The organism is Burkholderia cepacia GG4, assembly GCF_000292915.1.
Classification (GTDB): Bacteria; Pseudomonadota; Gammaproteobacteria; order Burkholderiales; family Burkholderiaceae; genus Burkholderia; species Burkholderia cepacia_D.
On sequence record NC_018514.1, the window covers coordinates 932805 to 958906 of the forward strand.

Consider the following 26102-nt stretch of genomic DNA (forward strand, 5'->3'; position numbering starts at 1 on the left):
TCTTCCTGAGGGGAGATTCGACTGGCGCCAGATAGGAGACAGATCGCCTGCGGACCATGCCTGACGAGAGGCAGCCGTGGTCTGTCGATCTTATGCATCCGCCAAAGTTGGTTGAAAGCTCCTCGATTCCTTGGCAAACTACTGTATGTATATACAGTATTGTGAGATTAATGAAATACGAGGGCGGCTGATGAGGGAAGAAGCAACACCGCACCTTCGGTGCAAACCGGGGGATCTGGCAAGGGTGATCCATTCGATCAATCCTGCATTGATCGATGAGATCGTCGTCGTCGAAGGGTGGAGGGAGGAACATGGCCGCTGGGCCGTTTGCCTTCTGGGAAGGGCGGTGCTCGGTGTTACGTTATCGGCCCGAGAGCCGATCATCACATCTCGGTATGGATTTCGAGATTCATCTCTTGAGCCGCTGCCGCCGGAGATTGCTGTGCCGTGCGGAAAGGCGGTTAGTCACCCGCGCCGAGATTGTCCGATGCGCGGAGCATCCGAAGTATCAGCTTGAATGTGGTTTCTGGTTCGCCAGCTTGATCGGCCTTTATGATGGCGTCGATCACTGCTCGGGCTGATTCGCTCGCGCTCGTGATCGCGTCATCGTAGGTCGTACAGGCCTCTGAATTTGCTGCTGGCTCGCCTCGTCCTTCGGCAAGCCATAGAGCGTTGACTCCCAGAACAGCTGCGATCTGCGGGAGGCGTCGGGCGCTATTGCGAGTTCCAGCCTCCAAGTTACCTATGGTCGACTGGGATACGCCGGCTTTCTTGCCAAGCTCTTCTTGGGACAAGTCTGCCTTCTGGCGCGCCCACTTCAGTCTGTCGGCTAATGTGTACATATCACAATCGTAATAGGTAGTGCCATTCGATTTGTGTTGACGCAATCAAACACAAATGTGATACTCGGCGTATGGATATTCAAATCGCCATCACCGAACTGCTTCGCTCGGGCCTTACCCAGACGCAACTTGCCAGGATGATCCCGTGCTCTCAATCGCTCGTTTCGGCACTTCTCAACGGAACGAGGGGGGCGCGTACGTCCCACAAGATCGCAAGCAGAGTGGTGGAGCTTCACGGTTCACATGTGGCGAGCATTCGCAAGGCGCAGATCGCATGAAGCGCCTGTACGCACGTCTGGTTGTCCGGTTGATCCGGCTGGCGCTTCGCCTCGATTGGGAGGCTGAGCGCGGCCACGGAGCTATCGACGTTTCATCGCTTGAATCAGGCGCTTTGCGTGGGGGGAAAGACGCTCCTTCCAAGTGAGCGGGTCTTCCGCGTTTCGATTGATCGATTCTCGGGCTTGGACGTTTTGCTCGAACGCCTTCAAGAATGCCTCGGCTTGAGGCTTGGTTTGTAGGCTGAGCGCGGTCAGCAAAGCAATTTCCAGCGTGTCGACCTTGGCACTCAAGTCCGCCAAGGCGCCGCTCTCGGGAATCAGATTCATGGTCATGTGAACCCCGCTGCGTGGTGGTTGAAGAAGTCAGAGGCTTCGATTCTCGCATAGCGGTGGTTCGCATCCAGTTGTGATGTACGCAGTTTAGGAAATTCGACCTGCAAGGTCATTCAATCAGTTTTGAACGGAGTTGAGTTGCTATGAACACGATTGAAGTCATCCGGAGACCCAGCATTGAGCGGGCATTCCGGGAGGCGCTGAGCGATCCGCGCAGTCGCGGGCCGGTCGCTGATGCGCTCGGCTGGGACGATTCGCAGGTAAGCCGATTCCTTTCGGGGAATCTCGGCGTGCCGATCAACAAGATCGACGCGGGACTGAACGCGCTCGAGCTGCGAGTTGTCTCGCGCGAATACCTCGACGGGTTGTCGACGATGAGCAAGGTGGGGGTGAACTGCCACTGCGCACGAGAAGGATTCGGGGAGTGCGGCGGCCGGTGGTGATGTAGGCGACGGGCCCAGGCAAAAGCGTTTTCGAAGGAGAGTGCTTCTGTTTAGGTTTAGGAATCCTGAGAAATTGAAAATTATGGAAACCAAGCAGATCAACGAATCGCCCGATACGCAGGCGCGTAAGCCGGCGATCGCGGAAGAAGTTCAGCGCATCGTTCGCGATGCCAGCCAGCACCCGACATATCCGCGCAAGTGTCTGTCGTGCGGGGCGTCCGAATCCCTCGACGGCTCCGTGCCGTGCGGCCACTGAGATGGCCCGCTTCCATTGCCGCTGCCGGCAATGCGAGACGCGCCGGGTGCTGAAGAAGCGCCCGGACGAGTACGTGCGGCAGCCGCAATGCGACGTCTGCGGCCGGCGCGATTTCCGAATCGACTCTTGGATGCAGAAGCGCAACACGCGCCTGATGGCGTGCACGTGCGCCGGCTACTGGTTCTGGCATCGGCGCGGTTCGCTGTACTGCTGGCACCGCGCCGACGGCTCAATCCGATCACCAGGCGATCCCGATTTCGCGGATCGCAATTCGCCGCCCGACGCGCTGGCGGCCTGAATCACCTTTCTGGAGGAAACGTGGCAAAAAGCTCCGTTGAAGCATATGGCGCGCAGAGCAAGGTAACTGCGCTCGCGATGGACCCGAACGACCTTGAGCTCGTTGTCGACCCGTCGCACCCTTTGTACGACCGGCGCGTCCATCAAGAGCCGAACCCGAAGACGGTGTTGAACTACCGCACGATCGGGGTGCGTAAGCCGGTGCTGTTCTACAAGGATCCGGAGACCGGCAAGAACCTGGTCATCGACGGCCGCACGCGGGTGATCAATGCCCGCGAGCTCAATCGGCAGTTGATCGCCGCCGGCGAGCCGCCGATCACAATCCCGGCCATCCCGCAGAAGGTTATCAACGACGGCGGTAAGTCGTTCTCTGCCGTGATGGTTAGCACGAACGAGATCCGCAAAGAGGATTCGCCGATCAACCGCGCCGAGAAGATGGCGCGCATGCTCGATGTCGGCCACACGGAAGAAACCGTCGGAACCATGTTCGGCGTCGAGGTGCCGACGGTCCGCCAGCAGTTGAAGTTGCTCGATTGCACGGCTGCCGTCCGTGACGCGCTCGAGGCTGACCAGATCACCGTCTCGAACGCGCTGAAGCTCGCGAAGCTGACGCCGGATCAGCAGCGCCAGAAGGTGCAGGCCGTCATCGCAGCGGCTGACGGCAAGGAAGGGCATGCGAAGTCGCGGGCACAGAAGGCTGTGCTGGCCGGCGACGCGGCCCCGCGCATGCGCACCCGCAAGCAGATCGCCGCCGAGCTCGAGAAGGCGACAGGTGAGCGTGCCGACGTGCTGCGGTGGGTTCTCGGGATCGACGCTGCGGCGCCGGCTACCGAGCCTGCGGATCCTCGGCAAATGTCGATCGACGGGGCTGCATGAGCATCAAGGTCCAAACAATGGTGTGGGATCGGTATCCGGGCGAGGACCACGAACTGTTGCTCGCCTTGAAGCTGGCCGACTTCTGCGACGACAACGGGGAGCACATCTTCCCGAGCATCGAAAGGCTCGCGGAAAAGACGCGCCGCTCGGTGCGTGCCGTGCAGTACCAGCTCAAGAGCATGGTGGAACGCGGCTGGTTGATTCTGGTTGCCAACGCGGGCGGCGGTCGTGGTCGCGCCTGCGAGTACCGCATCAATCCCGACTGGATAAACGGTGCAGAGATTGCACCCATTTCCGCTGGCTCAAAGGGTGCAACGGATGCACCCATAGGAAAGGGTGCAACGAGCAGCAAAAAGGGTGCAACGAACGACGGAAAGGGTGCAATGGGTTTCGCAAAAGGGTGCAATGGGTTGCACCCGATTCACCATGAACCACCACAGGAACCGTCAGAGAACCACCAAGGCGCACGACGTGCGCTGAAAGTTGCGGCTCACGGCGAGCTGCAGGCGATGGAACTCCCGGATTGGCTCGCGTTCGAGGATTGGGACATGTGGTGCGAACACCGCGAGGCGAAGCACAAGGACGCACCGTGGACGCGACCGGCGGCCGTGGTTTCCCTCCGCAAACTGACGAAGCTGCGTTCGCTGGGGCAAGACCCGAAGGCATGTATCGAAGAAGCCGTGCTGCGTGGCTGGACGGGGTTGTTTCTGTTGAAGGGCGACGTCGCCGCTGCTTCGTCAGGAGCCGATACCTCCGTCGCCCCGGACTGGTGGAAGACTGCACCGGGTATTCGTAAGCACGGCAAGCAGCTTGGTGTCGAGGAAAAACCGAATCAGGTCTTCGAGCAGTACAAGGCGCGGGTGTTCAAGGCAGCCGGACCAGGCGAGTGGATGGAAGACATGCTGAGTACGGTGAGCCGCGAAAGCGAAGAGCGCTACGAAGCTCTGTACGCGTTTTTCAATGACATTCCGCGCGATCAGAGCGCGCAGCAGGCAGCGGAATGACGGCCGGCGAGTGTCGCGAGCGGTTCATGGCCGCAGTGCTGGACGCTCGGGCTGGCAGGAACAGCAAGGCGCACGCGCTCATCACGTCAGTGCGCGAACGCTTTGGGGACACGGCAGCCGAGACAGCACGCCGTGAGTTAAGGAATTACGTGGATAGCGACAGGAAGGCATGACGAAACGAACCACTTGGCCGATGCGCGTTGATGCGGGTACGACGAAGGTCGGCACAGCGCGCGTGCGCGACGACTCGCGTTCGAAGATGACCGCGGCGCAGAAGGCCGTTTTTGACGCGACGGGGAACCGACCGCAGGTCGACGCCGGTTTCGACGACATCAGTGACGGAATCGGTACCGCGTCGGTGGCAACGCCGGCTTATCGCCAGTCTGACGCCAAGACTCGCATGCAAGCACTTGGACGCCTGAAGGCCGGCGAGATGAACAAGACCGAGCAGCGCTACGCGAATCATCTCGAGGCCCGGAAGCAGGCCGGTGAGATCGTCTGGTACCGATTCGAGGGCATTAAATTCCGGCTCGCCGACAACACGTTCTACACGCCGGACTTCGCCGTAATGCTCGCGAGCGGCCAGCTCGAAGCTCACGAGGTGAAAGGCCACTGGCAAGACGACGCGCGAGTGAAGGTGAAGGTCGCTGCGGATCAGTACCCGGTGCGGTTCATCGCAGTGACGGCCGGTCGTGCAAAGGACGGCGGCGGTTGGCAAACGGAGGAATTTTGATGTGCGACGAAAGGATGAGCTTCACGCAGCGATGCATCTGCGAGCGGCTTGTAGAGAACCCTGGCATTACGTTGCGGGTGCTTTCGTCGCAGCTCCGATCGACGCCCGACAGTATGAAGCGCACTGTGAACCGTCTGATTTCGACCGGGTATATCCGGCTCGGGCGGCGCAGCAGTAAGGGCTACGAGCTACATCTCACGGGCAAGACGTTCCCGGCATCGATCGAGGTGATGCCGGCCGACAAACGTCGGCACGTCGCGTTCGAGGTTGGAATTGCCACGGCCATTCCGGCGATCCGCTCGATGGTCGATGTTGCGCGAGCGTCGGCATGAAGCGCTCCGGATTCAAACCGCGCACGAAGCCGATGTCGCGAGGGTCATGGGCCCGGAAAGGTGCGCCGTTGCCGGGACCGGCTCCGCAGCAGGTGGCGAAGAGACGGCGCCCGAGACGGCCCACCGTCGCCGAAGGCCTGAAGTATCTGGAGGCCTGCCGCGGCGAACTGTGTTACCTGCGCGTGCCAGGCCTTTGCCGCCGGAATCCGATCGACGAAACCGTGGTGCCGTGTCACTCGAACCAATCGCGCCACGGGAAGGCTGGGGCGATGAAGGCGAAAAACGAATTCACGGTTCCTGGCTGCGGACCCTGTCACGCGTGGATCGATCAGAACCGCGTTGGCACACCCAAGCAGGTCAAGTTCGATGTGTGGGATCGGGCATACGAGGAATGGGCGCCGGTGCGGGCTCGAAAGATGGGAGAAGCAAATTGTCAGTGAGGATGTGGGTGCATATCCCGGCGGGGATGCGTAGCACGCCCCGTAAGCGCGGTATGGGGGCAATGGTTATCACAGAGATCACGCGAAAGATCGACGCGACGGTATTTCGGCTGGCGCGCATTCCGACCGTCAAGCGGCAACTGGTGGCGGCGGTTGAAGCGGACGTGTTTGTTCCTGAGATGTACCGAACACATATCGCGAAGGGTGATCCGCGCTGGGTCGCGCCGGGAGTGTTCCGAACGAAGCTGTATTGGATAGACAACCAGAAGTCGCGTGTGCTCGGGCAGTTCTTGGCAAGTGGCACGCTCGAAATCGATTTGAGGGACGAGGCATGAGCGCTGCCGCATGCATCTTGTACAGCGACGTGCCCGAGAGGCTGCTTATCTCGGCGATTCGCCATCGCGATGGAGTAACTGACGCAGATCTCATCGCATTCGACGAATGCCCGTTCAGCGGTGAGATCACACATACGGAACATGGGATGCAGATCTCGTTTCCGTGGCCCCGCAACCGGACGATGCGCCATGCGATAGGCGACTGGCTCACGCACTACGGCATCAACTTCACGGTCGTCATGTAACGACTGGTGGTCAGCCTCTCATGAATTCGAAAACAGGAACAACATGACGATCGACGAAAGCAACCAGATCGAAGAACTGCTCGGCGAATGGTACGACTGGCAGGCAGGGTACGTGCCGAGCCTTGGCTTTGGGCGCGTCGATCCGTCGTGCCGCGGCTTCTCGGAAGACGAACGCACGTTGACGGCCGATGAGCGATCGGAAGAGGCCGACCGGAAGGCGGCGAAGAAGCGGGCGGAACAGGTTGACGTGTGCGTTGACGCGTTGACGTGGCAGGAACGGGCCGCGATTCAACGGCACATGAAAACGAAGATGATCGGTGTGATGAACGAGGCTTGCGGCGCAAGAGTCTGGAGCAATCCGCGCGGACTCGATCTGTCGGACGCACATGCGAGCTATCAGGCCGCGAAGGAAGCGCTGTATTGGCGCGTGAGGGCGCGCGGTCTGCTGAAGGAGCCGCAGCCGGCATAAAACGGGCAGGGCTGGACCTGATCTGTTTGTCGATGCCCGCCCACCAAGGGCAGTGATCGACCCTGAAGAGCGTTCCGCCATGCTAAAGCGTCAAGGGCTCTTCGCAACGTAGAGCGTACGATCTTTGGCAAGGTCCGCAGAGTGCATTCCCGTCGACTGCGAGGCCAGCCCCGACGGGCTGAGCACGTCGGGGTGAATCTCGACCTCTCAGCCGTCTACTCAATGTATCTCCTCGCGATGCTCACCGCGAGACTGCTTGACATCACGATTCCAAGAAGGGCTTCAGTCATGGCTATCGCACGTGCCCCGGCGAGAGGTACGATGTCACCATAGCCTAACGTTGTGAACGTAACGCACGAAAAATATATGGCGTCAAGAATATTCAACGAGCCAGGCACGTTCGAGCCTGCCGTCACGAACTTGCAAAACGGGAGCATGTAAATGGCAGCAAACGCACTCAACATCACGGCCGACAGCAGAAGCATTCTCGACGGCTTCAGGAACGCTCCGGTCGCAAACACAAACCACCGGCTGCCGTGTGAATGGCTTTCGGCGAGTGCTCGCAGGTATTTCACGTGAGACGCATCTAGCTTGCTGTGACGCAATTCCGTTTGACTGAGAAAAAAATCGTATGTCTCAATCAGCTTTCGGATACGCTCCTGGTTCGATCGCTGATCCCAGTACAAATCCGAATATTTCGCTTTGGATGTTGCGTCGAAAGCGCAAAATTTGTGGCATTGAGTGAAGAGCCGCGTCAAAAAATGCCTCCGAGGTAGCGCATGAACATTCACTTGTCCTCGAGGGAAGGCAACCCGATTGAAGTTACAGTCCGAAAATTGAAATTCTCCTAACGAATCGCTCATCACAGTCAATTGCGCCCCCTCACTCCGCTCAAGTACTGTCCCGCCAAATGCGCCGCCGAAGATTCCAATTTCGGAGACATGAGATTGCACGATACGAAGCTCTTCGCTGAACACATCAGTAAGGCCAACGCTGGACGCGTCATTCTCTCCAACCCGTATCTGTAGTGTTCGCTCGACGATGCAGCTATCCATATACACTTCGGTCGCGATGGAATCGTTTCCGTTGCTAACGAAGAGCGACCCAAGGAATATGCAGTCGTGCAATCTGATTTTTGAAGAGTTTCTGAGCGATATTTCCTCGCAATCAAAGATTGTTTGGCGAAACTCGAATTCATCGTCATACCAACGGTTCTCGCTATCCAGGGGCACATCCGCGTCACGCAGAATCGCGAACGTTACGCTACCGTGAAGAGACATCTTGCCGTCAATAAGTCTTCTAAATTCGTCTGCCGAGTGGATATCGTGTTCTTTGAGCAAATCGAAAACAAAACCGACTTGCTTGGTCGTAGAAATTTTATTTTTCACGTGTGTCCGAGTGGTGATTCGATGGCCGATAACCGACATCATTATCCGAATATCGGGTGCGACTGACAATCACTATTGCTCGCTACGAGTAAATGCACGGCTCGAAGCAGACTTTCGGCGCAACCGACAATCCGTGCCGTCAAATGTCAAGTGTGGCATCATGCACAGCTCTAAATTTCTGATTAAAGCAGGACGGAAGCATGAACCAAGCGTTCAATTATGAAGCTCCCACTCCTATCGTAAGCCTGCCAACTCAGGTCATTGTTGCGCCTTCAGCGATTCGCGCTCGGGATCCAAGTCTCCCGTTCGAGACTCAGTTCCAACTGCTGGCTATGCAGTATCGGCATGTGACACTGCAGGACGCACTGGCTAGTGGGAATGCATTCTATGATCCGCTTAAGCAGAGTTGGGCGATCTACACGAAGCGCCCCGTAGCCTCGTTCAAAGGTTTGGTCTTTGAAGCGATGCTCGCGCGACTATGCCGAGAACACCCGGACGTCGTTGGGCGGCGAGCGCTGGCTTGGTGCACCAACCGCACTGTTGGTCGCGTAACCGACAAGATGGTCAACGAATACATCCCGTTCATCACTGCCGATAGTAGGCTCCAGAACCGACCTTTGACGGCTACATTTTATAATCCTGGCAGCCCCTTTGACCTTCAGTTTTACAGGGTGAACGAGGCCGGGGCTGCTGAGTTGGCCCGCCAAGTAGATACAGGCGCTCTCGCTGGCATACAGGCAAAGGCGATACAGGGGGACGAACGATCTGAGGTTATCGATCCAGTGCTGTCTGGCCGCTATCCACACGTGCTCACGATGCTGAAGCATAAAACCGGCGAGCACAGCTATGAGGTCTGCCGACGACTGCTCACCGCGATGTCCCAAAAAGGCGAAATCACGCACGAACAAGCCCTGGATGCGCTGAACCGGATTACATACCCTGGCGCACTGGGGATTGATCAGGGATACATTGAAGACTACAGCGAGTACATCAATATTTCCTACAAGCAGCAGGTCCAATTACGATCCGACTATATTGAGGCGATCGCCTTAGAGGTCAGCGAGAATCTCACGACTTCGCCTGGTGGTATTCTCGTGCCGGCACGGCAAGATTTGATCTTGCCGCCAACGCTCTGAGTGAAGCCTTGAGGCGCGTCGCCCAAGGGATGAGGCCGAATTTTGCTCCTACTAGACATTCAGAGGTCTGGTCTGGCGTGTACGTGACCGTCGCTTGCTGGCTGAACCGCATCAGTCGCTCTGCTGCTGTCTGTTTGGTCTGGTGCAGACTGATACTCACAAAGTGCTTGTAAACCCCTTCTCGTTTCGCTATATTGACGACGTCGGGCGCGAGGTGCGCCCAAAACGAAGCCCGCCCGGTTAGCCGCGCGGGCTTTTTCGTTTACGTGCGCAAATCGCCATGAGGAAGGTCTATGCCGATACGAACGCTGAAACCGTGTAAGCATCGGGGATGTGGTGCGCTAGTCGCGGACGGCAAGACGCACTGCGATCGACACGCGCATGAGACCGTCAAGTGGAAGCCCGATGCCGTTCGAGGCAATCGCCATGCGCGCGGATACGGAAGCGCGTGGGAGCGGATCAGGTTGCGGATCCTGCGCCGCGAAAGCGGCCTATGTCAGCCCTGTTTGCAAGCAGGGCGCCTGACGCTCGCCACTGCGGTTGACCATGTCATTTCGAAGGCACAGGGAGGCACCGACCGCGACGAGAACCTGCAAGCGATCTGCCGTGACTGTCACGCGACGAAGACGGCCCGCGAGCGGTTGCGATGACGAGGGAGCGGCCGCGCCGGTGGTTGCCCGCCCGGCGGGATGCTCAGGCGGGAGGGGGGTGAAAAAGTCTGGTAGACGTCACCTCCGGGACCGCCCGCTTCGTCGAATTTTTACGCCCGCGAAATTAAAAATTCAGGAGTTGGCCAGTGGGAGGTATCGCGTCAGTGCCGGGGCGGGGCAGAAAACCCAAGCCGACCGCACGGAAAGTCGCTGCGGGAAATCCCGGCAAACGCGCGCTGAATAAGGACGAGCCTGATTTCGGCTTGGTCACGAACATCGAGCCACCGGAGTGGATTGCCGGTGAGGCGCGTGACATGTGGGAGCGCGTTGTTCCGCTGCTTTGCGGGCAAAAAATCTTGCAAGTGACCGACCTGCACATTGTTGAAATCTTCTGTGCAGCCTACGGCAACTGGCGCACTGCTCAGGACGAGTTGACTCGCAACGGCCCTGTCGTTGACAGCTCGCAAGGCAGTCCGATGAAGAATCCGGCTGCGACCGTTGTGAAGGAGGCCGCGGCGCAAATGGCGAGCTTCGGCGCAATGCTGGGGCTCGACCCGGCGAGCAGGCAGCGCCTGGTCGGCGCGAAGCCGAAAACACCCGACAACCCTTTCGCGAAGCTGCTCGGCAAATGATTGGAAGACATGGCGACGAATTTCCCGCGCGTAGAGCAGGGGCTCAAGTTCGCGCGAGAAGTCGTTCGTGGCAAGCGCGTCGCTTGCCGGTATGTGCAACTCGCTTGCAAGCGCCACCTTGACGACCTTGCGGCGAGCCGAAAGAAGGATTTCCGGTGGAAGTTCGATCCGGAAGCCGCTGAGCGAAAGCTCGCGCTCGTTGAACTGCTGCCGCACACGAAGGGCGAGTGGGCGTTCAAGGGGCAACTGGTAACGCTTGAGCCTTGGCAGAAGTTCGGCCTGATGGCGACTTTCGGATGGGTCAACAAGCGCACCGGCAAGCGCCGGTTTCGCGAGAGCTACTGGGAGGTGCCGAGAAAGAACGGCAAATCGGTGATCGCGGCCGGCGTCGGTATCGGGATGTTCGTGCTCGATGACGAGTTTGGCGCGGAGGTTTATTCGGGCGCGACGTCGGAAAAGCAGGCGTGGGAAGTTTTTCGCCCAGCTCAATTGATGGTCAAGCGCTCGCCGATGCTGGTCGATTCGGCTGGAATCGAGGTCAACGCCTCGAACATGAACAAGCCGGCGGACGGGAGTCGATTCGAGCCGATCATCGGCAACCCCGGCGATGGCGCTTCGCCTTCGTGCGCAATCGTGGACGAGTATCACGAGCACGATAGCGCCGCACTGTACGAAACGATGCTGACCGGTATGGGCGCGCGTCGTCAGCCGCTCATGTTCATCATCACGACGGCAGGCGCGAACATCGAAGGCCCGTGTTTCGACAAGCGCCGGCAGGTGATCGAAATGCTCGAGGGGACGGTTCCCGACGACGAGCTTTTCGGCTGGATCTGGACGATCGACGAAGGGGATGATTGGACCGATCCGCACGTGCTGGCGAAGGCCAATCCGAATATCGGAATCTCGGTCTATCAGGAGTATCTGGAGAGCCAGCAGCAGCGCGCGATCAAGTCGGCACGCTTCACAAACACGTTCAAGACGAAGCACTTGAACGTGTGGACCTCGGCCAAGGCGGGCTATTTCAACCTCGAAGACTTGAAGGCGTGCGAGGACCGCTCGCTGACGCTTGAACAGTTCGAGGGGCAAGACAGCGTGCTCGCGCTCGATATGGCGCGCAAGCTCGACTTGAACAGCATGGCTCGCCTTTTTTGGCGCGACATTGACGGGAGGCGGCATTACTTCTGCGTTGCGCCGAGATTCTGGGTTCCCGAAGACACGGTGCGCAATACCGAGAACCGCCGTATGGCGGAGCGGTATCAGGCGTGGGTCAATCAGGGCTTTCTGCTCGAAACGGATGGCGCGGAGATTGACTATCGCGACATTCTCGAAGAGGCAAAGGACGCGAACCGGATATGCCCGGTGCAATGCACGCCACTGGACCCGCACGGCGCGACGAACCTCTCGCATCAGCTCGAAGACGAAGGGCTGACGCCAGTCACGATCGTGCAGAACTACACGAACATGTCGGACCCGATGAAGGAGCTCGAGGCGGCGATTACGTCGGGCCGGTTTCATCACGACGGCAACCCGATCATGACCTGGTGCATTAGCAACGTGATCGGAAAGAATCTGCCGGGCAACGATGACGTGGTGCGCCCGATCAAGCAGGGCAACGACAACAAAATCGACGGCGCGGTGGCGCTGATCATGGCGATAGGTCGAGCCATGCTGGCCGATCGAGTCAATTCTGAGTCGATCTACGATCAAGGAGTGGGTGTTTGAAATCAATTGCTATTGCGGCCTGGGTGGCCGGCCTGCTCGGGTTTGCGCTGCTGGTCACGGGGGTGGTGCTGATCAGCCTGCCGATCGGCCTGATTGTCGCGGGTGTCCTGCTTCTGTTGTGGGCGCTCTTGGCGGATATGGCAGCGGCTCGTGCGCAGCGAGTCGGGCAGCCGAAGGAGTAGCCCGATGTTCTTCAGTAGGCAATTGCTGTCCAATTCCGGTCAAACCCAAACGAGTTCTGGCGGTTGGTTGTCGGCGCTGTTGGGAAGCGCGCGATCAGAAGCTGGTCAGGTCGTTACGCCCGTGAGCGCGCTCTCGCTGACGGTCCTGCAAAACTGCGTCACGCTGCTGTCGGAGAGCATCGCTCAACTGCCGATCGAGCTGTATGAGCGTTCGGGCGACGACAGGAAGCCGGCGACTGACCATCCGCTGTATTCGATCCTGAAATACCAGCCGAATCCGTGGCAGACGCCGTTCGAGTATCAGGAGCAGTCGCAGGTTGCTGTCGGCCTTCGCGGCAACAGCTACAGCTTCATCGATCGCGATCAGGACGGCGTGATTCTCGGGCTGTATCCGCTGGATAACGAGGCAATGACGGTAATGAAGGGTTCCGACCTCATGCCGGTCTATCGTGTCTACGGGGGCGATCCGATGCCGCAGCGGTTGGTGCATCACGTTCGCTGGATGTCGATCAACGGCTATACCGGGCTGTCGCCGGTCATGCTTCACGCGAACGCAATCGGACATGCGCAGGCGATCCAGCAGTACGCCGGGAAGTCATTCATGAATGGCACGGCCCTGTCGGGCGTGATCGAGCGGCCGAAGGATGCTCCGGCGCTGAAGGATCAGGCCAGCGTGGATCGAATCACGGACGGTTGGAATGCGAAATTCGGTGGATCCGGGAACGCGAAGAAGGTCGCGTTGCTGCAGGAGGGTATGACGTTCAGGCCGTTGTCGATGACGAACGTCGACGCAGCGCTGATTGATGCGCTTCGTCTTTCCTCACTCGATATCGCGCGAATCTACAAGATCCCGGCTCACATGGTGAACGAGCTGGAACGCGCCACGTTCAGCAACATCGAGCATCAGTCGCTTCAGTTCGTCATCTACACCCTGTTGCCATGGGTCAAGCGGCACGAGCAGGCGAAGACGCGCGATCTGCTGCTGCCGTCCGAACGGAAGCAGTACTTCATCGAATACAACCTTTCGGGGCTGCTGCGAGGCGATCAGTCGTCGCGCTATGCCGCTTATGCGGTCGGGCGGCAGTGGGGCTGGCTTTCGATCAACGATATTCGCCGGCTCGAAAACATGCCGCCGGTCAAGGGTGGCGACATCTACCTGAGTCCGATGAACATGGTCGACGCGTCGAAGCCGCAGCAAGTAGCGGCCGGGAAGACCGAGCCAACGAAAGCCCAAATCGGCGAAATTGAGAGGATCCTATCTTGAAACCGCACCTCAGACTTGCAAGTCTGATTTTCAACCAGTCGCAGCTCGTCACGGACCCGATGATGGCGCTCGCGGTGCAGTGGGCGAATCAGGCTCTCAACCTGAACATCGTCAACCTGACCATGAACGGCGCGCAGCCGAAGATCATGGAGGACGACGAGTTCGACAGTGGTGCTCAGATGGCTGCGGCGTCGGAACGTCGCCGTGCCTTGGTGGCTGATACCGGTATGGACATCATTCCGGTGTCGGGAATCCTGGTGTCCCGTTCGGCGCACATGAATGCGTGCGAGCCGATGACCAGCTACGAGGGTTTGCGTACTTCCGTGAATCAGGCGGCTGCGGATCCGGCAGTCGAACATATCGTCCTTGACGTCGACAGCAACGGCGGCAGCGCAACCGGTGCGTTTGAGCTGGCAGACGACATTCGCGCTGCATCGCTGGTCAAGCCGATCACGGCAATCGTAAATTTCTCGGCATTTTCGGGGGGCTATTTGATTGCCGCGGCGGCGTCGAACGTGATCGTCAGTCGCACGTCGGGCGTGGGTTCGATCGGCGTGATCGCGAACCACCTCGATGTCTCTAAGCGCGATGAGCAGCAGGGGGTGAAGGTGACGTCGGTATTCGCCGGCAATCACAAGAACGACCTCACGCCGCATGAGCCGCTGAGCGACCAGTCGCTGCAGTTTCTTAAAGACATGGTGCAAAACAGCTACAAGCAGTTTGTCGACGCGATCGCGAACTTCCGTGGCATGAGCACGCAGGCGGTGAGGGACACGCAGGCGGGTATCTTCTTCGGGCAGCAAGGTGTCGACGCCGGGCTGGCGGACAGCATCGAGACGCCGCAGGCCGCAATCAACCGGATTGCTGCCGAAGTGCGTGCATCGCGAGCCGAGCGTCAGAGCGGCATCGCCCGACGCAGCGTATCGGCACGTGCGGCGGCAATGAACATGCAATCCATGATGTAACCAGTCACAAAAAATCGGATTTCCACGATCAACATCAGAGCGCGTTCGCGTCTCAGTTGAGCACTGCCACCTTCGGGTGGCATTTTTTTTAGGAGAAGGGTAGTGAATATCAATGAACTCCGCCGCGAACGCGCAGCCATCAACCAGCGCGTTCAGGCGCTGGCTCAGATCGAGTTGGGCGGTACCGCACTGTCGGCCGAGCAGCAAGCCGAATTCGATCAGCTCAGTTCGAAATTCAACGATCTGACTGCGCAAATCGAGCGCGCGGAAGCCGCGGAACGTATGGCCGCAGCAGCGGCAGTGCCGGTCGACCCGACGCCGGCCGCTGTCGCTGCACCCGCTGGTGCGACCATGCCGGCGCAACCGAAAGCGCCGGAAGTGAAGGGCGCGAAGATGGCGCGCATGGTTCGCGCGCTCGCTGCAGCGCGCGGCGACGCGCAGCTCGCGTCGAAGATTGCAATCGAGCGCGGCTTCGGCGAGGACGTCGCCATGTCGCTGAACACCCTTTCGCCGGGCGCGGGCGGTGTCCTGGTGCCCGAGAACCTGTCGAGCGAGGTGATCGAACTGCTGCGCCCGAAGTCGGTTGTCCGGAAGCTCGGCGCTCGTACGCTGCCGCTCTCGAACGGCAACATCACCATCCCGCGCCTGAAGGGCGGCGCGATCGTCGGCTACATCGGCGCCGACACCGACATCCCGACGACGCAACAACAGTTCGACGATCTGAAGCTCACGGCGAAGAAGATGGCCGCGCTGGTGCCGATCGCAAACGATCTGATCAAGTACGCCGGCGTGAACCCGAACGTCGATCAGATCGTGGTCGGCGACCTGACAGCCGCGATCGGCGCGCGCGAAGACAAGGCTTTCATTCGCGACGATGGTACGGCGAACACCCCGAAGGGTCTGCGCTTTTGGGCGATTCCTGGCAACGTCATCAAGGCGAGCGATGGCTCGACGCTGCAGAAGATCGAAACGGATCTCGGCAAAGCCATTCTCGCGCTCGAGAACGCGGATGCCAACCTCACTCAGCCGGGCTGGATCATGGCCCCGCGGACGTTCCGTTTCCTCGAAGGTCTGCGCGACGGGAACGGCAACAAGGTCTATTCGGAGCTCGCGAGCGGCATGCTGAAGGGCTACCCGGTTGGCAAGACGACGCAGGTGCCGATCAATCTCGGCGAAGGTGCGAACGAGTCGGAGATCTACTTCACCGACTTCGGAGACGTGTTCATTGGCGAAGAAGAAACGCTGGAAATCGACTACAGCAAGGAGGCGACCTACAAGGACGCCGACGGCAACATGATCAGTGCATTCCAGCGCGACCAGACGCTGATCCGCGTGATCGCGAAGAACGACTTCGGCCCGCGTCACGTCGAGTCGATTTCCGTGCTGGCCGGCGTGGCCTGGGGCGCGTAAGCGAATCGTTAACCGTGCGGTCCGTCTGTTGGTGGGCGGGTCGAATTTCGGAGAATTACATGAAGGTGATCAAGTTCAAACGGCATTACGCGCAGTACACGCCCGGCGACGTCGCGGGGTTCGAGGACGAGCACGCAGACCGGCTCGTCGATGCGGGAATCGCGGACGCGTCCGCGCCGGAGCCGAAGGAGGCGAAAGCCTCGCAGAAGGTCGATACAGGCAAGGCCGCTGCGGCAAAGGGGTAATCCGAGATGACTGCTGTTCTCGTCGAATATCTGGACGACGTGGAGCCGCTTACCTTCGAGGACGTCGCGATCCAGTGTCGAATCGATGACGACGGCGAACGAGAGTACGTCCAGCGCATCGTGATTCCAGGTGCACGCCAGGCGGCCGAGAGGAAGTCTGGCGCTGCTATCCGGAAAGCGCGCTACGTCGAACGCCTAGCGGGTTTCCCGACCGGCGAATTCTCGTTGTCCGTCGGGCAAGTGGTGGGCGTTGACAGCATCGAAGCGCGCGACTCGACAGGTGTTGCGTCGACTCTCGACCCGAGTGTGTATGAAGTTGTCCAACTGGGACGAGAAACGCTCTGCGCTCCGCTTGGCGCCGCTCACTGGCCGAATGCGCACGCTGTGACCATCACGTACCAAGCGGGTATCGACGTCGACAAGCATCCGTCGGTGCGGTCTTGGATGCTGCTTGCGGCGGCATGGGCCTATGACCATCGAGAGCTTTTCACCGACGGTCAGTCAATCGTACAGATGCCCGACGGTTACGCGGACCTGCTGCTCGACTCAATTACCGTTCCACCGAGGTTTTGATGAAAGCCGGGAAGCTGAAAGAACGAATCGTCATCGAGCGGCCGAGCGGCGAAGAAAACGAGAACGGTGAGCCGCTGCCCGGTGCATGGGTCGTGCATTCGCGTCCGTGGGCCGACGTGCTGTTCGTGAACGGAAAGGAACACGTGGTCTCCGGGGCGATTCGAGGCTCCACAGTCGCCAGCATGCGCATCCGCTATCGATCTGGTATCGACGAGCGGATGCGCGTGCGTTACGACGGCAGGCTGTATGACATCACGGCGGTGCTGCCGGCGTGCAAGCGTGGCTATCTCGACCTGTCCGTGAAAGTGGGGGAGAAATATGTCTAGCGTGCAAATTCTTGGGCTGGCCGACCTGCAGGCCGGCTTCGTGAAGCTGGCGAAGGCGCAGACGACGAAGGCGCTCAGGCGTGCGACCGTGGCCGGCGCAAAGGTGATCCGGGACGAGGCCCGCGCACGGGCGCCGAAGAAAACCGGGAGGCTGCGCCGAAACATCGTGTCGGCCGCGCTGCGCCAGAAAGATGCGCTGGGTTTGGCGACTGCTGGTGTGCGAGTGCGTACGAAGGGTAAGGGCGGCTCGCCGACCAACGCGTTTCACTGGCGTTTCGTCGAGCTCGGCACGCAGCATATGAGGGCGCAGCCCTTCGTGCGGCCTGCGTTCGACGCCTCGATCGCCCAGGCGGAGGGGGCGATTCGCACGGAGATCGCTCGGGCGATCGATGCGGTGATCGGAGGTGCCAGTTGAGCGCGCTCGTCATCCGTAATGCAATCGGGAAGCTAGGTGATGCGACGGGCTATGTCAGTGTCGCGACCAATGCGAAATCTCCGTACTACGTGGTGTCACGCGTAAGCGGTGCGCGGGATATCGCAATTGGCGGGGCGACGGGTGGCAAGTCTGGGGTATTTCAGATCGATGCCTATGCGAGCACGTACACCGAGGCTGATGCGCTCGCTGACCAGGTAATCGAGCGGGCTTCGTCGAGAGACGAATTTTCGGTTGGCGCCGTCGATGAACTGCCCGACGACTACTCGAGCGATTCCGGGGATTTCCGGGTGAGCCTCGAAATCTCCGTGCAGTTTTGACGGAATCGGAAGTGTGTGTGGCCCGCCAAGTGCGGGCCTTTTTCATTTGAGGGGCATATGGCAGAGAAAAGCAAGCGCATCAAGTCGCAGGGTACGAAGGTCGAGGTTTCGAAAACCGTCTCGACGGATCTCGACGGCAACACGCTCACCTTCGTCGATCTGAACACTACCAGCAAGACGATCCAGTGGCAGGGCGGCCAGTCGTCCGAAATCGATTCGACCACGCTCGCAAGCGACGAAAAGGAATACGAGCTGGGCTTGCCCGATCCGGGCGAATTCTCCGTCGATGGGAACTACTCGTCCGACGACGAAGGCCAGTTGATTCTCCGTGCTGCGCGTGGGACCGGTGAAAAGCGCGTTTTCCGCGTGACGTTCCGGAACGGATCGAAATTCCTGTTCGTCGGCATGGTGCGGCAGTACACGTGGTCGGCTGGCGTCGACGGCATCGTGACGTCGACCTACAGCGTGCGCGTCAGCGGCTCGCCGAAGGAAGTTCCGCCGCCGGCGCCGCCGGCAGGTTGATCCATTTCGCGAATCACGAAGGAATAGAAAAATGAACATCAAGGTAAATCCTGGTGCGCTGCGCGCTGCAATCCTCAACCCGCTGGCCGGCTGGCGGCACGAACTGGTGCCGATGCCCGAATGGGGTGATGTCACCGTCGCGGTGCGCGAGCCGCTGCTCGGTGATCGCGCGTTCTGGCTCGAACCGCTTCGCCTGGCTGCCGGTGTCGAAGTGGGTGACGACGAAGAGACAGCCCGCGCGAAATACGAAAAGCTCGGTCAGGAAGTTCACCAAATGGCGTATGCCCGTCTGTTCGTGCGGGTGCTGTTCACCGAGTCGGCGGAGGGGTGGCAGCGCGAGTTCAAGGACGGTGACGCGGAGGCTGTAGCGACGGTGTACGGCGTCGCTCACGATCGCATCGTCAGCAAGGCGATCGAGATCGGCAAGCTCAACTTCGACCCGGAGGACGAAGGAAAAAAGCCTTCCGCCGAAACCCCGATCTCCGGCTCGAACTGACGCTGGCGCTGCGGCTCGGCAAGACGCTTGCCGAGCTGCGCGCGCAAATGTCGTCCGCCGAGTTTGCATTGTGGCAGGCGCTGGATGCCGAGTCGCCGATCAGCGATGACCGCTACGACCTGCACGCCGCGATGGTGGCATCGGCGGTGTTCCAGGCACAGGGCGCAAAGGTGAAGGTTGCCGACATGATGCCGAACTGGCGCGGCGTTCCGGAAGATGCTCAGGTGGTCGAGGATGATCCATTCTTCGCAGGTCTAATGAGCTTGGCAAAGTAGGCGGAAGGGAAATATGGCAACGAGTCTGCGCGAGCTGATCGTCAGCGTAACCGCGAATACAACCCAGTACGACCGGCGCATGCAGCAGCTCGGGTCGACTGCTAGCGGGTATTTCAACGCGGTCCGGGAAGGAGGCCGGACCGCTGATGCTGCGTTCGCGTCGAACGCGGCGAGCGTGCAGGTGACAGTGCGCGCGATCGAGGCCGCGCGCGGGTCAATTCGCGGATATGCCGAGGCTGCGGCCGCGGCCTTCGGCTTGCACCAGCTCATCGAATACGCCGATGAATGGACGAACCTGAGCAACCGGCTCAAGATCGTTACGCGCGATCAGATTGATTTCGCGGTCGCGCAGAACGACGTGCTGCGCATCGCGCAGGCGACGCGTCAGCCGCTCGATGCGACGGCCGAGCTATATCAGCGGATCGCCAACAACACGGGGCACCTCGGCCTTTCGATCAAGCAAGTTGGCCCGCTGGTCGAAACGATCAGTAAGGCCGTCGCGCTGTCTGGCGTTTCTGCCGACACGGCGCGCCTCGGTATCGTCCAGCTCGGCCAGGCATTCGCGGCGGGCCAGCTGCGCGGGCAGGACCTGAAAAGCGTGCTCGAGGAGCTGCCGGGCGTGGCAGACGCGATCGCTCGAGGCATGGGAAAGGGCACGTCCGAGCTGAAGGCATTGGCCGAGGACGGCAAGCTGACCGTCGAGAACCTGATCGACGCCCTCAAGAACGCTGGTTCGAGCACCGACGCGCTGTTCGGAAAGGTCGATATGACCGTTGGGCAGGCGATGACGCGCCTGCAAACGGAAATCGTCGCCTACGTCGGGCACGCGAACGAGGCGACGGGTGCCAGCGCGAAGATGGCGCAGAGCGTCGTCTACGTTGCTGATCACCTCGATGAGATCGTGACGATCAGTGCATCGCTCGCGGCCGGTCGGCTCGGCGTGTACTTCGCACAGACCACTGTCGCCGTCAGCAAATCGGCGATCGCGTGGAACGCCGAGCGGCAGGCGCTGATCGCGAAGGCACAGGCGGAGAACGCGGCCGCGCTTGTGACGATCACGAAGGCGCAAAGCGATCGCGACGCAGCTGCGGCGAAGTTGCAGAACGCGCAGGCGGCCGAGGTCGCCGCGGCGGCTGAACTAGCCGGCATGCGGGCGATGCGGGAAAGCCTCGCGATGCAGTCGGCGTTGACGGCCGGTTCGATCCAGTACACGCAGGCGAAGCTTGCCGAGGCGCGCGCAATCGAGGCAAGCGCGGTCGCACAGGTCGCGACTGCCCGGTCGAGTCTGGCTAACAGTCAGGAGATTGGTACGCGTATCGCGGGCACGCCCTACGCGGCGGTGATCGCACGCGAGACTGCGGCAGCGCAGGGTGAGCTCGAGCGGGCCGAGGCGTCGCTGGCACTGGCGCAGCAGCGGCGCGTCGCGTTGGAGGCAGCAGCCGCCAAGGGGACGGTCGACCAAACGCGTTATGCAGCGGCACTCGCTGACACGGAGAAGGGCCTCGCGGTTGCCGAGCGCGAGGTGGCTGCGGCAACGCAGGCCCGCGAGCGCGCCGAGCGTGGCGCGACGGCGGCGACGGCCGGCCTTGCTGCCGCGACTGAGCGCGCGGCGGTGGCGCAAACGGCTGCTGCGCGCGCGGGCTCGCTGATGCGCACGGTGGGGTCTGGAATGCTGTCGGTGATGGGGGGGCTGCCGGGCATCATCGCGACGGTCGGTACGGTGGCGCTCGGCGCCGCGGTCAACTGGTTGGTATTCCGTGATCATGCGAGCAGCGCGACGTCGAGCCTGGTCGACATGCAGGCGCCGCTCGATCAGATTATCGAAAAGTACCGGCAGCTGTCGCCGCTCCTGCAGGAGGTTGAGCGCAATCGCGCGAAGCAGGCGCAGGCGTCGGCTCGCAGTGATGTCGCGGACGCGTACAGCAGCCTTGCGACACGGGCGTCGCAAAGCGTCATCGTGCCCGGGTTCGGCGACGGCGCGCCGATCGTCACTGACGAAGATCAGGCAGCGCTCGATCGGTTTCTCGAAGGGCTGAAGCGCGTCAAGGCGGAGAACCTGGGCGTCGACGAGAAGTCGCGCGAGCTGTCGCGGCTGGTCGGAGTGTTCGTCGACGCGACGAAGGGCGGTGACGATCTTCGGGCGGAGCTGGTGCAGGCCGCGTCTGCGATCGACACGGCTGGCGCTGCGGCGGACAAGGGTGCGCGCACGCTCGCCGCGATGGACGCAGCAGCGCGCGGTGCAGCTGAGGGCGTTCGCTTGCTCACTGAGGAGAATAATTTCTTCGCGGGCGGCATGGCGGCCGAGGCCTGGAACAAATACGTCGAGAAGCTGAAGGAGGCCTCCGACGTCATCGGCATGACGGCGCAGCAACGGGCCGAATACGAATCGAAAACGAAGGGCGCTAACACTGCCGAGGCGCGGCAGGCCGGTTTGATCGCAGGCCGAGCGGACGCCTATAAATCGCTTGAGAAGGCGATCCAGGACAAGGATGCGAAGGTCGAGGCCGGCGCTCGTCGGAACATCGACAATCTGACGCGCGAGCTCGCGCTGATGAATCAGCAGATGGTCGTTGCTGCTGCGCTGGCCGAGTTTCAGGCGGATCTCGTCAGCAAGAAATTCGAGAAGTTCGGATTTAGCGCGGACGCGGCGCTCGCAGCTGCCGCTGCGCGAGGCAAAAAGGCATTCGACGACACGGTATCGGAGTCGGCCGGCCAGGTCGCGCGTATCGGCGTCAACGCGCCGGGGCTGGCGCACAAGGGCCGGTCAGGCGGATCCCGGTCCGAGTCGGAAAGTCAGCGCATGCTCGACAACATCGCGCAGCGCATTGCGCAGCTGCGGGTCGAGGCGGTCGCAACCGACAAACTGACGCAGTCGGAAAAGGACCGTATCGGGTTCAACCAGAAGCTGACCGATCTGGCCGCCAAGCGCACGAAGTTGACCGACGGCGACAAGAGCCTGGTCCGTGATCAGGCGGCGATTCGCGCGGCGTACGACCGCGCGGCGCAGCTCGAAAAGGAGGTCCGCTATCACGAGGCGATCAACAAGCTGAAGGAGCGCAGTGCGCAAATCGATGCGGAGCTGGCCGATTACGCGTCGGAGCGTCAGCGCGAGGTCGCGCGCGAGTTGGCCGCGATGCCGATGGGGGATAACGCGCGTGAGCTGAATGAGGCGATGAGCCGGGTCGGCGACGAGTTTCGGCGCCGGCGCGACGATTTCACCAAGGGCGCGCGGAAAGACGGCACGCTCGGCTCGCCGGAATATCTGGCGGAAATCGAGCGCATAAATCGGGCCGAGGTCGAGCAGGTCGAGCGTGAGCGCAGCTATCTCGATCAACGGCTCGCGATGCAGCGGGATTGGCGCGTTGGTGCGAGCCGCGCGGTCGCGTTGTATCAGGAGTCAGCGGAGAACGCTGCCGGCAGGGCGGAGGAGGCGTTTACCAGTTCCTTCCGCAACCTGGAGGATGCCGTCGCGTCGTTCGCGGCAACCGGGAAGCTGGATTTCCGGGGACTCGTGGACAGCATGATCGCCGATCTGGCCCGGTTCGCTGCGCGGGCCGCGATGGCGCCGGTATTTAGCGCGCTTGGCTCGGCGCTCGGGCTCGGCGCGTCCGCGGCCGGTGGATTCAGCTCGTCGTCGCTGCTCGGCGGGCTCGGCGGCGGCCTGACGGATGCATTGGCTGATGGCAGTGGCAATGCCTACGGGTTCCACCTCGCCACGGGCGGGCGTGTGACAGGGCCGGGTACGTCGACGAGCGACAGCATTCCTGCATGGCTTTCCAACGAGGAATTCGTGGTGAAGGCTGCTGCCGTGCGTAAGCCGGGGATGCTGCGGCTGCTTGAGGCGATCAACAGCGGACAGGATCTCGGCTTCGCGAAGTTCGCAAACGGCGGGCTCGTTGGCGGCGGCTCGGCCGGCGGTGGCGTGCTAGGCGGTCAGGGTAGCGGCGTTGCGCTGAATATCCCAGTGACGATCGACGGAGGGGCTGGCAACGCGTCGCAGGTCATGGCGAGCGCGGAATTCGTGAAGAAGCTCACGCAGCTGGTGCAGGGGCTGATCGCGACGGAGAGCCGTCAAGGTGGGGCGCTCTGGAAACTGAAAAACGGGATGGGGTGATGATCGACACGTTTAACTGGTCGCCGACCGTGCAAGGTTTCGGCGGCGACACGACGCTGCGTGTGCGAAAGGCCGAATTTGGCGACGGGTACACGCAGCGTGCGGCCGACGGCCTCAATAACCGGGTGTCGACATACACCCTCCGGTTCGTTGGCAGCGCGGCGAAGATCACGGAGATATTCGCGTTCCTCGATGCGCGTGCCGGCGCGATTTCGTTTTTCTGGTCGCCGCCGCTTCGGCCGCAGGCGCGTTTTGTGTGTGAGAAGTACACGGAGCCGACGAAGGACGGCAGGGTGTACACGATCACCGCACAGTTTGAGCAGACATTCGCACCGTAGGAAACGGTATGGCAAATCTTCAGAAGGCAAATCTTGGATCGGCGCCGGCAGGTTCCGGCGGCGACGATCAGCGTACTGCAAACACGAAATTTAACGCGAACGTCGATGTATTAAGCGCGCAGGCTACGCTTACCACTGCGACGCCGATCACGACGGCGCAGACGCTCGCAGCGAGCCACGTTGGCAAGCGCGTCGCAATCAATATTGCGGCCGGAGGCACCGTGAAGCTGCCGGCTGCGGCGTCGTGTCCGGCCGATGGCGTGATCCATCTCCGAAACGTGGGAAAGGCTGTTTCGCTGGCGGTTGCAGATGGTTCGGGCGACTCCTTCGCACTCAGTCGGCTGAACAACGGCGAGGGGGCGCTCATCGATACGGATGGAGTCAAAGCTTGGCGCGTGTTGACTCGCGGCCGCGCGTATGGTGACGATGAGATTGTCAACGGGGCGCTGGTTGTCGGCGGTGGTTTGAGTGTCGGCGGGGACGTCGCAGTATCGGGGCGGGTTCAAGGCGCGAACTCGGCGAACCTTCTGAAAAACGGAAGCGGAGAATTCGGGAATGTCGGCTGGCAGGCGGCGAATTTTGGTGCCGCTGTATATGCAGGGGGCGATACCGCTTTCACGAACGCAGCGGCGCTTGCGAACGTATCAGTTTCCGATCAAAGCGATGCGATCCCCGTAGTGGCCGGGACTCCGATCACGTTTTCAGGAGAGATTCGAACGCCCGGCATGTCGGCCGGACTGGCCGAGCTATTTTGCAACTTCTACAACGCGGGCGGTTCACTGCTTGCGTCGATCGACCTTGATTCTCGAATCGCGGCCGGTACGGTCGACTGGGTGGCGGTGCGCAAGAGCACGACTGCGCCGGCGAACTCCGCGTCGATGAGGGTCGGGAAATACGCTTCATTGGCTACAGCAGTCGCCAACGGGATCGCTTTCAGACGTATCAAGGTTGAGGTAGGTGCGGCTCCGTCGCTGTACTCGCAGGAGGGAAGCATTGCTTATCTCGGGGGCGCGCCAGCGCTTGGCGGTCGTCCGACCTTCGGTGGGAAGGTGCCGTGGGATTCGGGAAACTTGCCTAACCCGGTTCAGGTTAGCCAGCTCGCCGGTGCCCGAGTTACGACTTCCACAACGGTGCCGGATACACCGTATAGCGGGCCCGGCGCATTCGCGAACATGTGGAGCTACAGTTTTGCGCACACCGGCCTGAGTGGTACGGCGCTGATTTCGTTTTTCGGAGGTATTTCTGTCGCCGGTACGTCATCCAACTTGACCGTGGGTTACAGCTTCAAGTTAATCGACACGGTGACTAATACGGCGCTAGATGAAAGCACGTGCTATCAGGATCTGCTTTCGGTGATAGGTAACTGGAGCAACTTCTATCGCGTGAACGTAGCGATCGCCGCCACGGGCCTCGTAGTGGGCAGGACGTACACAATTCAAGTAGCGGGATTTAAGACTGCCAACGTAGGCCCGATTGGACTGGCGCTTAACATCCGCGGGGTGACTCATTAATGCCGATTACCGCTGACATCCAAAAGCTAGAGCCGGGGCGCCGCGTTGAATTGTTCGAAGTCGATTGCAGTGCGATTGGTGGTGAGGTCCTGAGATTTCACGGCCATCTGCAGTCGACGTCGATCGTTTGGCAGGGGCAGGAGTACAAGCCGTGGCCGATCCAGGCTGCCGGATTTGAGCGAACATCCGACGCTCGCCAACCGTCCCCGACGCTGACCGTCGGCGACATCAACGGCACGATCACGGCGCTGTGTATCGCGCTCGAGGACCTTGTCGGTGCGAAGGTCTTCCGGCGCCGCACGCTGGCGAAATACCTCGACGCGATCAACTTCCCGGGCGGGAACCCGGCTGCGGACCCGAATGAACAATGGCCGGTCGAGCAATGGCGTATCGAGCAGAAAAGCGATGAGCAGCCCGGCGTGCAGGTCGAGTTCACGCTATCGTCGCCGCTCGACTTCGGCGGCCAGCAGGTGCCAGCGCGGCAAATCGTCGGCATGTGCCAGTGGCGCTATCGCGGACCTGAGTGCGGGTATGTCGGCATGGTGTATTTCGACAAGAGCGACAAGCCGGTGGGCGATCCCGCGCTCGACCGCTGCAGTCAGAAGATCAGCGGGTGCGAATGCCGCTTCGGCGTGAATAACCCGCTGCCGTACGGCGGCTACCTGTGCGACACGCTCGCCTAGCCGTCGACAACCCTCTCTTTATGGACCCGCCAAT

At 60.8% G+C, this 26102-nt stretch carries 33 protein-coding genes; 30 read left to right on the plus strand and 3 right to left on the minus strand.

Annotated features, from left to right (window positions below):
- Positions 1-461: 461 nt before the first annotated feature.
- Together GEM_RS30300 and GEM_RS19975 are read right to left on the minus strand one after the other, a co-directional pair.
- On the minus strand, positions 462-842 hold the full coding sequence (locus tag GEM_RS30300) for a helix-turn-helix domain-containing protein (RefSeq protein ID WP_041490756.1): 381 nt from the start codon (positions 840-842) through the stop codon (positions 462-464).
- Between the two features lie 359 nt (positions 843-1201).
- Positions 1202-1453: a hypothetical protein gene (locus tag GEM_RS19975; protein ID WP_014899190.1), complete on the minus strand. Its 252-nt coding sequence runs from the start codon at positions 1451-1453 to the stop codon at positions 1202-1204.
- A gap of 143 nt (positions 1454-1596) precedes the next feature.
- On the opposite strand from GEM_RS19975, the gene GEM_RS19980 reads away from it, so the two are divergent.
- The 10 genes from GEM_RS19980 to GEM_RS20020 all read left to right on the plus strand — a co-directional run bounded on the left by GEM_RS19980 (position 1597) and on the right by GEM_RS20020 (position 6883).
- Positions 1597-1896 carry a hypothetical protein gene (locus GEM_RS19980; protein ID WP_014899191.1) on the plus strand — a complete coding sequence of 100 codons (300 nt, stop codon included), beginning with the start codon at positions 1597-1599 and terminating at the stop codon, positions 1894-1896.
- Positions 1897-2153: 257 nt separating this feature from the next.
- Positions 2154-2450, plus strand: coding sequence for a hypothetical protein (locus GEM_RS19985; protein ID WP_014899193.1), 297 nt, complete (start codon positions 2154-2156; stop codon positions 2448-2450).
- A 20-nt stretch (positions 2451-2470) separates the two neighbouring features.
- The gene (locus GEM_RS19990) at positions 2471-3325 is read left to right on the plus strand and encodes a ParB/RepB/Spo0J family partition protein (RefSeq protein WP_014899194.1); all 855 of its coding nucleotides are present in this window, start codon (positions 2471-2473) and stop codon (positions 3323-3325) included.
- Entirely contained in the window at positions 3322-4329 is a 1008-nt protein-coding gene (locus tag GEM_RS19995; protein ID WP_014899195.1) for a helix-turn-helix domain-containing protein, read from the plus strand. The genes GEM_RS19990 and GEM_RS19995 overlap by 4 nt, the downstream gene beginning before the upstream one ends.
- A 169-nt stretch (positions 4330-4498) precedes the next feature.
- Positions 4499-5062 (plus strand): hypothetical protein, encoded by a 564-nt coding sequence (locus tag GEM_RS20000; RefSeq protein WP_014899196.1) that lies wholly within the window; start codon positions 4499-4501, stop codon positions 5060-5062.
- Between the two features lie 14 nt (positions 5063-5076).
- Positions 5077-5394: a hypothetical protein gene (locus GEM_RS20005; protein WP_148283872.1), complete on the plus strand. Its 318-nt coding sequence runs from the start codon at positions 5077-5079 to the stop codon at positions 5392-5394.
- Positions 5391-5834 carry a nuclease domain-containing protein gene (locus tag GEM_RS30305; RefSeq protein ID WP_014899198.1) on the plus strand — a complete coding sequence of 148 codons (444 nt, stop codon included), beginning with the start codon at positions 5391-5393 and terminating at the stop codon, positions 5832-5834. The genes GEM_RS20005 and GEM_RS30305 overlap by 4 nt, the downstream gene beginning before the upstream one ends.
- A 62-nt stretch (positions 5835-5896) precedes the next feature.
- A complete protein-coding gene (locus GEM_RS20010) occupies positions 5897-6169 on the plus strand; it encodes a hypothetical protein (RefSeq protein WP_272148441.1) in 273 nt (90 codons plus the stop codon).
- The gene (locus tag GEM_RS20015; protein ID WP_014899200.1) at positions 6166-6414 is read left to right on the plus strand and encodes a hypothetical protein; all 249 of its coding nucleotides are present in this window, start codon (positions 6166-6168) and stop codon (positions 6412-6414) included. Before GEM_RS20010 ends, GEM_RS20015 begins: the two co-directional genes overlap by 4 nt.
- 43 nt (positions 6415-6457) lie before the next feature.
- Positions 6458-6883 (plus strand): hypothetical protein, encoded by a 426-nt coding sequence (locus tag GEM_RS20020; protein ID WP_014899201.1) that lies wholly within the window; start codon positions 6458-6460, stop codon positions 6881-6883.
- Between the two features lie 215 nt (positions 6884-7098).
- Here the strand turns inward: GEM_RS20020 and GEM_RS20025 are convergent, their stop codons facing one another.
- Positions 7099-8313, minus strand: coding sequence for a potassium channel family protein (locus GEM_RS20025; protein WP_041490759.1), 1215 nt, complete (start codon positions 8311-8313; stop codon positions 7099-7101).
- Positions 8314-8471: 158 nt separating this feature from the next.
- Between GEM_RS20025 and GEM_RS20030 the strand changes: the two genes are divergently transcribed.
- From GEM_RS20030 to GEM_RS20125, 20 genes are all read left to right on the plus strand, one after another.
- On the plus strand, positions 8472-9407 hold the full coding sequence (locus GEM_RS20030; RefSeq protein WP_014899203.1) for a hypothetical protein: 936 nt from the start codon (positions 8472-8474) through the stop codon (positions 9405-9407).
- Positions 9408-9700: 293 nt separating this feature from the next.
- Complete coding sequence (locus tag GEM_RS30310) at positions 9701-10057, plus strand: HNH endonuclease signature motif containing protein (RefSeq protein WP_014899204.1); 357 nt, start codon at positions 9701-9703, stop codon at positions 10055-10057.
- Between the two features lie 146 nt (positions 10058-10203).
- Positions 10204-10689: a phage terminase small subunit P27 family gene (locus GEM_RS20040; protein WP_014899205.1), complete on the plus strand. Its 486-nt coding sequence runs from the start codon at positions 10204-10206 to the stop codon at positions 10687-10689.
- Between the two features lie 9 nt (positions 10690-10698).
- Entirely contained in the window at positions 10699-12411 is a 1713-nt protein-coding gene (locus tag GEM_RS20045) for a terminase large subunit (RefSeq protein ID WP_014899206.1), read from the plus strand.
- Positions 12408-12593, plus strand: coding sequence for a hypothetical protein (locus GEM_RS20050; protein ID WP_014899207.1), 186 nt, complete (start codon positions 12408-12410; stop codon positions 12591-12593). Before GEM_RS20045 ends, GEM_RS20050 begins: the two co-directional genes overlap by 4 nt.
- A 4-nt stretch (positions 12594-12597) precedes the next feature.
- Positions 12598-13857 carry a phage portal protein gene (locus GEM_RS20055; protein ID WP_014899208.1) on the plus strand — a complete coding sequence of 420 codons (1260 nt, stop codon included), beginning with the start codon at positions 12598-12600 and terminating at the stop codon, positions 13855-13857.
- Positions 13854-14822, plus strand: a complete 969-nt coding sequence (locus GEM_RS20060; RefSeq protein WP_014899209.1) for a S49 family peptidase — start codon at positions 13854-13856, stop codon at positions 14820-14822. Before GEM_RS20055 ends, GEM_RS20060 begins: the two co-directional genes overlap by 4 nt.
- Before the next feature lie 102 nt (positions 14823-14924).
- Positions 14925-16232, plus strand: coding sequence for a phage major capsid protein (locus GEM_RS20065; protein WP_014899210.1), 1308 nt, complete (start codon positions 14925-14927; stop codon positions 16230-16232).
- A gap of 59 nt (positions 16233-16291) precedes the next feature.
- Entirely contained in the window at positions 16292-16477 is a 186-nt protein-coding gene (locus tag GEM_RS20070) for a hypothetical protein (protein WP_014899211.1), read from the plus strand.
- Positions 16478-16483: 6 nt separating this feature from the next.
- Complete coding sequence (locus GEM_RS20075) at positions 16484-17050, plus strand: hypothetical protein (protein WP_014899212.1); 567 nt, start codon at positions 16484-16486, stop codon at positions 17048-17050.
- A complete protein-coding gene (locus tag GEM_RS20080) occupies positions 17050-17376 on the plus strand; it encodes a phage head closure protein (RefSeq protein WP_014899213.1) in 327 nt (108 codons plus the stop codon). Before GEM_RS20075 ends, GEM_RS20080 begins: the two co-directional genes overlap by 1 nt.
- Positions 17369-17791: an HK97-gp10 family putative phage morphogenesis protein gene (locus GEM_RS20085; RefSeq protein ID WP_014899214.1), complete on the plus strand. Its 423-nt coding sequence runs from the start codon at positions 17369-17371 to the stop codon at positions 17789-17791. The genes GEM_RS20080 and GEM_RS20085 overlap by 8 nt, the downstream gene beginning before the upstream one ends.
- Positions 17788-18129: a DUF3168 domain-containing protein gene (locus GEM_RS20090; RefSeq protein ID WP_014899215.1), complete on the plus strand. Its 342-nt coding sequence runs from the start codon at positions 17788-17790 to the stop codon at positions 18127-18129. Before GEM_RS20085 ends, GEM_RS20090 begins: the two co-directional genes overlap by 4 nt.
- Before the next feature lie 57 nt (positions 18130-18186).
- Positions 18187-18651, plus strand: coding sequence for a phage tail tube protein (locus tag GEM_RS20095; protein ID WP_014899216.1), 465 nt, complete (start codon positions 18187-18189; stop codon positions 18649-18651).
- Positions 18652-18682: 31 nt separating this feature from the next.
- The gene (locus GEM_RS20100; RefSeq protein ID WP_014899217.1) at positions 18683-19147 is read left to right on the plus strand and encodes a phage tail assembly chaperone; all 465 of its coding nucleotides are present in this window, start codon (positions 18683-18685) and stop codon (positions 19145-19147) included.
- Positions 19144-19422: a phage tail assembly protein T gene (locus tag GEM_RS20105; RefSeq protein WP_041490762.1), complete on the plus strand. Its 279-nt coding sequence runs from the start codon at positions 19144-19146 to the stop codon at positions 19420-19422. The genes GEM_RS20100 and GEM_RS20105 overlap by 4 nt, the downstream gene beginning before the upstream one ends.
- 13 nt (positions 19423-19435) lie before the next feature.
- A complete protein-coding gene (locus GEM_RS20110) occupies positions 19436-23536 on the plus strand; it encodes a phage tail tape measure protein (protein ID WP_014899219.1) in 4101 nt (1366 codons plus the stop codon).
- A complete protein-coding gene (locus GEM_RS20115; protein WP_014899220.1) occupies positions 23536-23874 on the plus strand; it encodes a phage tail protein in 339 nt (112 codons plus the stop codon). Before GEM_RS20110 ends, GEM_RS20115 begins: the two co-directional genes overlap by 1 nt.
- Before the next feature lie 8 nt (positions 23875-23882).
- Complete coding sequence (locus GEM_RS31445; protein ID WP_014899221.1) at positions 23883-25385, plus strand: hypothetical protein; 1503 nt, start codon at positions 23883-23885, stop codon at positions 25383-25385.
- Positions 25385-26068: a phage minor tail protein L gene (locus tag GEM_RS20125; protein WP_014899222.1), complete on the plus strand. Its 684-nt coding sequence runs from the start codon at positions 25385-25387 to the stop codon at positions 26066-26068. The genes GEM_RS31445 and GEM_RS20125 overlap by 1 nt, the downstream gene beginning before the upstream one ends.
- Positions 26069-26102 lie beyond the last annotated feature (34 nt).